This window comes from Candidatus Profftia tarda, from assembly GCF_904848675.1.
GTDB lineage: Bacteria > Pseudomonadota > Gammaproteobacteria > Enterobacterales > Enterobacteriaceae > Profftia > Profftia tarda.
The window spans coordinates 1,153,724-1,166,088 of sequence record NZ_LR890047.1; the positions used below are offsets into that span (position 1 = coordinate 1,153,724).

6 protein-coding genes are annotated in these 12,365 nt (G+C 32.3%); 3 read left to right on the forward strand and 3 right to left on the reverse strand.

The features are described from left to right. Positions 1–1,334 precede the first annotated feature (1,334 nt). The 3 genes from polA to murI all read left to right on the forward strand — a co-directional run bounded on the left by polA (position 1,335) and on the right by murI (position 7,804). Complete coding sequence (gene polA, locus KTT71_RS03255; RefSeq protein WP_216782414.1) at positions 1,335–4,145, forward strand: DNA polymerase I; 2,811 nt, start codon at positions 1,335–1,337, stop codon at positions 4,143–4,145. 1,294 nt (positions 4,146–5,439) lie between these two features. Next, positions 5,440–6,489, forward strand: a complete 1,050-nt coding sequence (gene queA / locus KTT71_RS03260; RefSeq protein ID WP_216782771.1) for a tRNA preQ1(34) S-adenosylmethionine ribosyltransferase-isomerase QueA — start codon at positions 5,440–5,442, stop codon at positions 6,487–6,489. A gap of 448 nt (positions 6,490–6,937) precedes the next feature. Then, complete coding sequence (gene murI / locus KTT71_RS03265; RefSeq protein ID WP_320412171.1) at positions 6,938–7,804, forward strand: glutamate racemase; 867 nt, start codon at positions 6,938–6,940, stop codon at positions 7,802–7,804. Between the two features lie 416 nt (positions 7,805–8,220). Here the strand turns inward: murI and iscU are convergent, their stop codons facing one another. The 3 genes from iscU to rsmC form a co-directional block, all read right to left on the reverse strand. Next, positions 8,221–8,607 (reverse strand): Fe-S cluster assembly scaffold IscU, encoded by a 387-nt coding sequence (iscU, locus tag KTT71_RS03270; RefSeq protein ID WP_216782415.1) that lies wholly within the window; start codon positions 8,605–8,607, stop codon positions 8,221–8,223. Positions 8,608–8,638: 31 nt separating this feature from the next. Continuing rightward, a complete protein-coding gene (locus KTT71_RS03275) occupies positions 8,639–9,853 on the reverse strand; it encodes an IscS subfamily cysteine desulfurase (RefSeq protein WP_216782416.1) in 1,215 nt (404 codons plus the stop codon). A 1,106-nt stretch (positions 9,854–10,959) separates the two neighbouring features. Then, a complete protein-coding gene (gene rsmC, locus KTT71_RS03280; RefSeq protein WP_216782417.1) occupies positions 10,960–11,997 on the reverse strand; it encodes a 16S rRNA (guanine(1207)-N(2))-methyltransferase RsmC in 1,038 nt (345 codons plus the stop codon). Between the last annotated feature and the right edge of the window lie 368 nt (positions 11,998–12,365).

Here is a 12,365-nt window from a genome sequence, read left to right on the forward strand (position 1 = left end):
ATTCGTTACACTACTTGGTAGTCATGGTTTTCTGTAATCAAATTATCTTTATTTCATAATAAGCATCATTTTTATAAGATAAATGAAAAACAAGAATGATATGATAGCAGAAATATATCAAGAGATAATATACTGTAATAAATCCATATACAATTTCTTAATGAAAGCAGATATGCTATCAGGGTCTTACGCAATATCATTACATTAATGGGTGATCTATACGCGTGATCTAATGGATCCTTTTAGTATTATAACTTATACAACTCAATATAGTAATTTTAATAAGGCATTACCTTAAAATATTTTTATACTATAATTGCACACGTGATAAGATATTAATATTTTTTGTTGCCCTATCTATTCATAATAATATCAATAGGTAATATCATTCATTATTGTGACTTTCTAACAAGAACTAATTATATTTATTATTAGAATTAGATTATAGATATTGTTAGTTAGAAGGAAATTGTTCATAAACTAATACAAATACAACAGCTTATTCGCAAAAATTTTATCTCTTTATTAATAAATTCACGATTCTATTAGCACGGCTAATACTCATGAAAAAATAAAAATAAGTCACTTGATACTTGATATCGTTCAGGAATGCTAAGTAAGGTATTAAGTATCCCCCTCTCTTTCGAATGATTATACTTCTTGCTTACTATGTATTATAATTATGAAAAAGAATGTAGCTTAAATAATCTAGCAATATCAGCATATGGCACCACATACTTATTCTTTATATAGATATTATTGATGTTTCAAGCTCAATAATTCTGTTAATAATAGGGATTAAAACTATAATTTTTATTTAGGATACATTCTACAGAGAGTCGCTGTACAGGGATCAGTCTAACTAAATATTTTATTAAAGATTGTTAAAGATCAATCAAGATATAGTAAACCCCCTAAGAAAATAATTTGTGTTAATATTTATTATCCTTATATCAATGATATTAACATCCTTAAAAAATTAACAAGAGCAATTATAATTAATGATTATACATATTTTTGAAAAGTAATATAGTAAAGGCTATATTAACCTGTATAGCAAAAGAGTCAAAAGAAGCAAAAACCAAATAAAAGCATCTTACTACATAAGATATGTAATGTGTAGTTCAAGTATCATAAAATAATTATTTACTGATATTATTATGTGATAATCTTATATCATTTCTAATGAAACTCATAATAATTCTATAAACAAACTACTAAAAATATTGTCTGAATATTAAGTTATAAGTATCACTTGCTATACGTCCAACATGAGATGCTTTATCTAGAGGTATGAAAATCTATAACCTGCTATAATAAGATTAAGATACAAGATGAATAAAATGCTTACCTGTCCCTTAATACTAGTTGATGGATCATCATACTTATATCGTGCATATCATACTCTTCCCTTATTAATTAACTCTGCTGGTGAACCTACCGGAGCAATATATGGGGTGTTAAACATGCTACGCAGTCTCATACTATGCCATCAACCAACCCATATAGCTATTATATTTGACGCTAAAGGCAAGACCTTCCGTGATAAGCTATTCTCATCATATAAATCTCATCGTAGACCAATGCCAGATAATTTACGTGATCAAATAGAGCCGCTACACAAAATAATAAAAGCTCTTGGCTTGCCACTGATGACAATTTCTGGTGTTGAAGCAGATGACGTCATCGGAACTCTTGCGCGTTCCGCAGAAAAATCTGGTCATCATGTACTCATAAGCACTATTGATAAAGATATGGCTCAATTAGTAACCCCTAATATCACACTAATAAATACTATTAACAATAGGAGACTAGGGCCGAAAGAGGTGTATGATAAATACGGAGTACCTCCAGAGTTAATTATTGATCTACTCGCACTCATGGGTGACTCTTCAGATAACATTCCTGGCGTGCCAAATATAGGAGAGAAGACAGCACATGCAATATTAAAAGGTATCGGAAACTTAAAACAAATATACAGAAATTTAGACAAAGTTGCTACATTAAGTTTTCGTGGCGCTAAAAATATTGCTGAAAAATTAAAATTACATAAAGACAAAGCAGAACTCTCGTATCTGCTAGCAACTATTAAAACAGACGTTAAACTCAATACTACTTATGATGATCTTAGAATTAAACCAATAGAGACTACAACATTATATGACCTTTTTAGCCAGTATGAATTTAAAAGATGGCTCGAAAATGCTAAAAATGGATCTTGGTTAAGAGATAAAAAAAAAATAATACAAGCACACCAATCAGAGAAAAATAATAATAAAAATATGCTTGACATTGCTCAAAAAGCTACAGATTTTTTAACGACGCAGAACTATAAAATTATTATAGATGATGTTACACTCTGTGCTTTAATTGCAAGTTTGAAGACAGCTAAGATTTTTGCCTTCAACACTCATACTGACTCTCTAGACGAGATTACTGGCAATCTAGTAGGCTTATCGTTTGCTATTACTCCTGGTTTAGCAACATATATTCCAGTTAGCCTCGATTCTCTTTATGTGCCCGATATTGTAGAACGAGTTAATTATTATAATGCATTAGAAAAATTAAAGCCATTACTAGAGGATATTTACCTCCTAAAGATAGGACAAAACCTAAAATATGATCAGAGCTTGCTGGCGCGCTATGGCATTAAACTGCAGGGTATAGCTTTTGACACAATGATAGAGTCATATAATCTTGATAGTAGCCATGGGTCTTATGATTTAGCTCATTTGTCTGCACGTTACCTCAATAGGACAGCTATATTTTTAAAAAATATTAAGAGAAACAAAGAATATCAGGAGATATCTCATAAGATAACTTTTAAGCAGGATCCTATTTGCAATCTAGAGGCTGTTGATCTGATATTGCAGCTGCATCTTAAGCTCTGGCCAGAAATAAAAAAGATAGCCATTCTTAAAAAAGTATTTACTGAGATTGACATGCCATGTGTTCCAGTACTCTCGCGTATGGAACGCACAGGTGTACTGATAAATCGCAATATCTTAAGCAAAGAATCAAAGAATCTAGGGGATCGGTTATATGAGCTAGAGAAAAGGGCGCATAAAGACGCGGGTGAACTCTTTAATCTTTATTCTACAAAACAGCTACAATGTATTCTCTTTAAAAAACAAAAATTACCCGTTATAAGAAAAAACCTAGGAGGAGCCCCCTCAGCCGATAAAGAGGTGTTAACCAAACTAGCTGCAAAAGGATTTCAGTTACCCAGTATCATTTTAGAGCATCGCAGTTTAGCAAAGTTAAAAGGTAGTTACAGCGATAAATTACCACAAATGATCAACCCAAATACCGGTCGCATACATACTTCGTATCACCAAGCAGTTACTACAACCGGACGCATTTCTTCTAGCAATCCAAATTTGCAGAATATTCCCATACGGAGTGCGGAAGGGCGAAGGATTCGCCATGCATTCATTGCGCCGCAAAACTATAAAATTCTTGCTGCTGACTACTCACAGATTGAGCTACGTGTCATGGCTCATTTATCTGGTGATAAAATGTTGATAGCTGAATTTAATGCGGGAAAAGATATTCACTGTGCAACAGCAGCAGACATGTTCGGAATAAAATTAGAGGAAGTTAGTACAGTACAAAGACGAGATGCAAAAGCTATCAATTTTGGATTGATGTATGGCATGAGTGCATTTGGATTAGCGCGTCAGCTAAATATTACGCATGTTGCAGCACAAAGTCATATAGATATATATTTCGCGCGCTACCCTCAAGTCCTTGAATATACAAAACGCATGCATCAATATGCATTTCATAAGGGTTATGTTGAGACCATAGAAGGACGACGTATGTATCTACCAGATATATATTCTCGTAACCTTGTCCGTCGCAAGGCTGCAGAGCGCTCGGCCATCAATGCCCCAATACAGGGCACTGCAGCTGATATAATCAAACGTGCTATGATTTCTATAGATACTTGGTTAATGCAGCAAAAAACTATATTAGTTCGCATGATTATGCAGGTGCACGATGAATTAGTATTTGAAGTTCATGAGTCAGCAATAGAACAAAGTACAAAAAAAGTTCGTGAAATCATGGAAGCAGATCTACGATTAACCGTTCCAATTGTAGTAGAGATTGGTACCGGCAGAAACTGGGAGCAAGCACACTAGTCTAGTCTTGCTCATAAGGCAAACAGAAAAATGAAAAACAATATATTATAAATCCTTATAAAGCTCTAGTAAGATAGAGCTATACGTTTAGTTTCTTCATGCTATTCAATTTATGACCTATGAATATAATTCATATAAACTTTTTAAGTGCATTAATCAAGAAGATAGTAATATTTACTCTATTTTAGTAATTTTATATACAAAAAATACTAAGAAAGGATCTTAATTAGCTAATTCAATTATTATAATTCTTTGCGTAATATGAGCCCCATAATACGCAAAATCAGATGCCCATAAAATAACAATATTTTTCTCTAAATAATGCTGTAGTTCATTAAATAACTTCGAATATCATATTTTCTTTTCTACAAACTAATTACGCGCTTGCTATATACTTATTGAGTAGTTCATCGTAAAGATAGCTGGAATTTATAGCTAGTATTTATCATTATCGAAGGGTCATGTAAGATCATATTTGTCTGTAAGATGCATCAAAGATGCAATAAAATTTAATACCACCTAATTCTAGAATAGATATGTTGGTCAGCTATACCGCAAGAATATAATATTTTAGATTTCTTTTATAAGCCAATCAACTCGTTAGCATATCTTTATATCATAATGAAATTAGTAGAAAGATGATATACATAGATATACAATGTACAAACAGAATAATTTGTATTTATAAGTATTAAAATCTTAGGTTAGGCGAATAATCTAAAAGATAAATTATTCATTTTTATATTAAGATATCCATGAAAAATCTTTGTCATGACCTTCCTATTGAATATCATGATAGCAATACTCCTTACTATATTTTTATCTGTCTGAAAATAGAAAAACCAAAAATCTTCGATGACAACATAATTAAGAGATGAAACACAATTTGTATCAAAATCTTTTTTGAAAGGAATCTTTTGATGAATTATTGTTAAAATATACACTATTTATCTTAGCTTAACATTATCATTATTAATCTAAAATTTTTGTTAAAATACAGATAAGCAGTCAAAATATTTATTAATTATAAGTAATTCTTAATCAGCTGAATTTATTCAAAAAAATAATACGGAAAGATTTTATTGTTCATTATTCTTGTTGTAGAATATAATATATATCATCTTTTATTATATAAAGGAATTGTTTAGAACAATAGACAATATTTTTCCCGTTACATGCCCTTGCTAGGCAAGAGTATGTAACTTCTATGGAATAAAATTAGCTATTGCAACAATCAAAATAATATAATTCTTTATATTTCCTTGGCAGGATGTCTATAGAGTGCAGAAGAAGAATGCGTGTTTCTGATTTTTTATTCGAACTCCCACAGAATCTCATTGCTCAATATCCAAAGAAAAATCGCAGCTCGTGCCGTTTATTATCTATGGATGGCGTAACCGGAGAATTAGAGCATGGAATATTTACCGATATTTTAGATAAAATAAAATCGGGCGATCTGCTTATCTTGAACAATACTCGCGTAATTCCTGCGCGTTTATTTGGGCACAAAGCCAGTGGTGGCAAGATTGAAGTATTAATAGAACGCCTTTTAGATCAGACTAGGGTATTAGCTCATGTGCGCGCATCTCAACCACCTAAGCCAGGATCTAAAATTATTCTAAGGGATCAACGAGATGAAATTAGCGCAATCATGGTTGCACGCCATAATACACTATTCGAACTTAAATTTGAAGATGATCGTGATGTTCTTACTATTCTGAAATCTGCTGGTCATATTCCTTTACCGCCTTATATAAACCGTCCTGATGAAAACATAGATCGTGAACTTTATCAAACAGTATATAGCACACGACCTGGTGCGATTGCTGCTCCTACCGCAGGTTTACACTTTGATAAATCGCTCATACAAAAACTGCGAGCTAAAGGGGTAAAAATAGTGTTTCTAACGCTACATATTGGCGCTGGCACTTTCCAGCCAGTACGTACAGAAATCATTGAAAAGCATGCTATGCAATCTGAGTATGTGGAGGTTCCGCAAGAAGTGGTAGAGGCTGTGTTAGCCTGTAAAGAGAGAGGGAATAGAATTGTAGCAGTTGGTAGCACATCTGTACGCTCTCTTGAGAGTGCTGCTTCAGCAGTAAACAATCAATTTATTGCACCTTTTTTAAATGAGACTAAACTGTTTATTCATCCCGGATATCAATATAAAGTGATAGATGCTATGATAACTAATTTTCATTTGCCTGGATCAACTCTAATCATGCTAGTTGCCGCATTCGCAGGATATAAAAATACCATGCGTGCGTACAAATCAGCTGTGGAGAAAGCATACAATTTCTTTAGTTACGGGGATGCTATGTTTATAACTCGTCGTAGGAGATAAGAAAAAGGTAAGTCTATTATAAATAGAAAAATATACCATGCAATAGCATAGAATATATCAGTAAATTACAATCATAATCATCTTTTAAGATCCCACAAAGAATCTACGGAAGTTATAATCTGTCTCCCAATAAACTTGAATAAATTTCAAACAACAAGCCATATTGTATGTATTAAGATTAATCTTATCTACCACATGCTTGAATAAATACTTCATGAGTATAATATATTTCACAGTAATATGAAAACCTGAAAAGCATCTGTGAAAGGCTGCAAAATTTTAGGATCAAAATAAATCTCATCAACATAATAATTTTCGGGTTATGAAATAAGAATATATTCTATAAAAATAACCTAAATTTTATACTTCTGATGTAATAAAAAAAAGAAGTGCAATAAACTAAAGAATAATAAATGGCTAATCTCTTCTTAAGAGAATCCGGGATAAAATGATGACTAATAAACTGCAGAGATATGAGATTATTCTACCTACTACAACCAGATGCTCTAATATAGGAAATATTTTCAAACCTACAGCTCTTATATTGGATTCTGGCGTTGGTGGTTTATCTGTACATAAGGAGATACGAAATTCTCTGCCAAATATTCGTTATATATATGTATTTGATAATGCAGGTTTTCCTTACGGGGGAAAAAACAAATCTTTTATTATCGAACGAGTTTTAAAAATTGTTTATGCAGTGCAGAAAAAGCATATTTTATCTATTATTATTATCGCCTGCAATACTGCTAGCATAATGACGCTACCATATTTACGTGAATCTTTTGATATTCCAATTGTTGGAGTAGTGCCAGCCATCAAATCTGCAGCACAGATAACGCACAATGGTATTATAGGACTTTTAGCAACCCAATTAACAATAAGATATTCATATACTCATAATCTTATTGCCCGCTTTGCAGCTCAATGCAACATAAAAATGCTAGGCTCTTCTGAGCTAGTATTTTTAGCCGAGCATAAACTACAAGGTGAAGAAGTTAATAATAATATAATAAAGAAAATTATACAACCATGGCTATCAAGATCTAAGCCGCCAGATACGGTTGTGCTGGGATGCACACATTTTTCTTTGTTAAGAAAAGAAATTGCGGCAGTATTACCTGAGGGTATTAATTTGATTGATTCATGTTCTGCTATAGCACATCGCGTTTCTTGTATTCTTGGCAACCAAGAAAATTATATCAATATAGAAAATAATATAGCGTATGTAACTCAAAATAATAGCTACACTCAAAATCTTTTACCTGTATTGAAGTTTCTAGGTTTCTCTAGAATGATAGAATTACGTCTTTAATTTTTGATTCTTTATTTAAAAATAATTCTTATGCTCCCTCGTTAACATGTAGCTTTCTGCATAGAAAGTTTATTAATTAATAAAATGCATGGTCAAAAAATTTTTAAAATTACTATGAACTATTATGGTTTACGACATTATTTTAATAATATTTAAATATTTGCGTACACATAACAAATACTTTATAGTTATTGAAAGAGCTGTTCAGTCAATGATAAGACCAAAATAATTAAATAACTTACTGATAAATAATAGTTATTTAGCTGATCTTTTGTGCATATAGCATACTATTTTTACATAATATATGCTTTACTTTAATTTTCTATTTGCATACAGCGGAGAATTACATAATATATTATCAATTATATAACTTGACTCTTATAATAAAACTATCAGACGAGACTTAAAAGCGGAAATCACTTAACGGAACACTTAGTCTTGTAATCAGCAATGGCTGCTTTAATAGCCGCTTCAGCTAAAATTGAGCAATGCAACTTAACTGGCGGCAGAGCAAGTTCTTCGGCAATATCAGAATTTTTAATATCTTGAGCTTGATCCAAATATTTTCCTTTCACCCATTCGGTAATCAATGAACTAGATGCTATTGCTGAACCACAGCCATAGGTCTTAAAGCGAGCATCTTCAATTATACCTTGATTATTGACTTTAATCTGCAACTTCATAACATCACCACAAGCAGGTGCGCCAACCATACCACTACCGATAGTTTGATCTTCATTCTCAAAAGATCCCACGTTACGCGGATTCTCATAATGATCAATTACTTTATCACTGTAAGCCATAATATTACCCCTTTAAATTTTAATACTGATCTTAATGCGACGTCCAATCTATGCTTTGAATATCCACTCCTTTTTTGAACATTTCCCACAGTGGAGATAAATCACGTAAACGTCTAATAGATTTGCGAACAAGAGCTATTACATAATCAATCTCTTCTTCAGTGGTAAAACGACCCAATGAGAAACGAATAGAACTATGAGCTAACTCGTCGTTTATTCCTAAAGCACGCAATACATATGACGGCTCTAAACTAGCAGAAGTACAAGCTGAACCAGAAGATATAGCTAGATCTTTTAATGCCATAATCAATGATTCCCCTTCAACATAATTAAAGCTTACATTCAGGATATGAGGAACATTGTGCTCTAAAGCGCCGTTCAAATAAACTTCTTCTATTGTATTCAATCCATCCCATAGACGATTACGGAGAAGACGCAAGCGAGACATTTCGGTAGACATTGTTCTCTTAGCGATATAACAAGCTTCGCCCATCCCAACTATCTGATGAACTGGCAAAGTACCAGAACGCATGCCGCGTTCATGCCCACCACCATGAATTTGGGCTTCTATACGAACACGTGGTTTACGACGCACATATAACGCACCAATGCCTTTTGGGCCATATATCTTATGGCCAGAGAAAGACATTAAGTCGATTTTTACTTTACTCAAGTCTATTGGTAGTTTTCCTACGCTTTGAGTAGCATCTACGTGGAAAATAATATTTCGGCTATGGCATATTGTACCAATTGCTTCTGTGTCCTGAATAACTCCTATCTCGTTATTTACATGCATTATAGAGACTATGATGGTGTCTTCACGAATTGCTGCCTCTAGTTCTTTGAGATTAATAATACCATTACGCTGCGGTGTTAGATACTTAACTTGAAAACCTTCTCGTTCTAAATGACGGCAGGTATCTAAAACAGCTTTGTGTTCAGTTGTACTTGTAATGATGTGTTTGCCTTTATGATGATGGAAATGGGCAACACCTTTGATAGCTAAGTTATTAGATTCAGTTGCACCAGAAGTGAATATGATATCACGTGGATCGGCACAGATTAGATCAGCAATATTATTACGTGCGATATCTACTGCCTCTTCCGCACGCCACCCGAAAAGATGAGACCTTGAAGCTGGGTTACCAAAAGTGCCATCTAAAGTTAAGAATTGCATCATCTTTTCGGCTACCCGAGGATCTACTGGAGTAGTTGCAGAATAGTCTAGATAGATAGGTAATTTCATTATCGTGCCCTGTAAATTACTTCTTAACTTATGAATTTTACAAAATATTTTTAATAAGTATATCGGCTATATTTCACGAAGTTACTTATATAGACAGAACTATATGAAATAATAAATTTTAGTGCTAGCAGGGTTTATACATATCTCATTTCTAACATTCTGCAATATCTCAGCATCATGGAGTATTAAGTAAGTCAATTATAGAGATATTAATTTTAAAGCATGCCAATAACACAACTAAATTCCTTCATAGAATCTGGTGAATAGCATTTAGTAACAGTCTTATGCTATTCCTTACACCTAAATAGTATATAAGTAGATTCATCTAAACCATTGATTATGGTAAATAGCTTTACATATGCTGGATCTACCTGATGACTAAACAGTTATGATCTAACACCTAATCCAGACACTAGTAACTGTCTTAGAAGAAGAATAAAATTCTTATAAATAAGATCTAAGTATACTAACTGGTAGAAATACCGACTAGAAGAACTAACCCTGCTTAAATTATGAAAGATTAAAATTAATTATTTTTATAAGATCAGACAATTCAGATATTAGTCTGATGGAAAACATTAATCTGTAATAAAAATAAAAATACTAATAAATCTTAGCAGCTCTAATCTTCACATGCCTTGGTACAATAGTCAACTATTTAACTGCATATATCTTAACAATAACAAGAAAATAAATAAAGAAATGATGCAAGTAAACAAAACACTGATTCAAGTCTTTTCTTTTAAAAAAGAGAGATGCATAAGTATTATGGATAAAAGAGTTTTTCTATAAAATACTGTCTCAATTAAATAAAGAAAGGTACTAAAATTATCATACATTATGATGATAGAACTAATTTAAATATTGCACCATAATTTTTTAAATATGTTTTAGATCATGTATATTATATTTGCATTCAAGAATGCAAGGGTAATAATAAACAATATTCAAATGGTGCTAACTACCTCTTTTACAGTATGGATAACTGCTTAACATGTTATTATGATAGAGAATAATTTTAAAATTTGTTTAAAAAAGATAATAAAATAGCATTGAATCATATCCAACAGCGGATATGATAAAGAAAGATTCTCATAAAAAAGAAATTAATTCTTAAAAGTTATAGCGGTACGTTTTAAACAAGCCAAATATACTTTGAAGCGCTCTGTTTGAGCTAATACTTCATAAGCCCCAAATACCTTATTAAGGATTCTTGGGTAAGGCAAAAAAGCATTAGCTACAATACAGAGTTTGCCATTATTTTTAAGATGTTGAGGTGCTCCGTGAATTAACTCTTCAGAAACTGTTAAACTTATTTGCATACCATCATGAAATGGTGGGTTAGAAACAATTATATCAAAATATCCGGTAATGTTAGAATATACATCGCTCGCAATCACTTCGCCTCTAATATTGTTAGCAGAGAGAGTCGCATGGCTTGATTCTAATGAAGCTGCACTTACATCTGTAAGTGTGGGCTGAATTTTTGGAAAAGATCTTGCTATTACTGTAGACAAAACACCTGAACCACAACCAATGTCCAAAACTTTTTCTTCCTTATCTAACTTTAAGGAGGAGAGTAGAAGACTGCTACCAGCATCTAATCCGTCGCAACCAAAAACCCCTGGCAATGTTGCAATAGTAAGATCTTTTATATGATATGTACCCCACCAATCTCTAATACTGAAATGAGATCTCTTTTCCAAAAGACCATAATATAGACTACAACGAGATGCGCTATCTATTTTTTGTAAACTCCCAAAATCTCTGATCATACTGACAGAGCTTCTAACACCGGCGCGATTAGCACCAACTATAAAAATCTTAGTGCCAATAGGCAATATAGATAACAAATTTTGTAAATTAAACATTGCTTCCTTCTGATTTTTAGGCCAGTAATAAATCAGAGCATCGCATACTGCAGCCATTTTAGCATCTGCAGTCAGACCAAAATGGCATCTTTTACCCATAATACTGCTGAGTTGCTGCCAATAGTGGTATTTGTTGGTATGAACTATAACATCTGCCGCTTCCAATCGTGCTGGCAAAGTATCTTCTAAATCACCAGAAAAAAGTACTAAGCATAATTTTAATTTCTCACTATGACGCATAATTACTTTGCTTGCAGGAGTAAAAAATGACATTTCACCATTTCCTAGCAGGGATATTGATCATGATGTATGAGTAGGTATGAAATATAAATTAAAATATTAAAACTATTTTATAGAATAAGTTGTATATTAAAATTAATCTCTATAAGAGATTTTTTCAAATTGATTATATACAGAAATAATTTTTTATTAATTACTAAAAGTATTTAGTATTCATTTAATACGAGATTATATATGCTAATCAAGCTTAGTATTATACATTTTCTTTAGATAAGAATTTTTATCAAAGAATATGTGAGCTGACAGAATATTAAGCAAGGAATAAGGAAGACAGTACATTGATAATGTGTATCAGTATTAGCTTAGAGCAGCACAAATATTTTACATATATTAAAAAAATT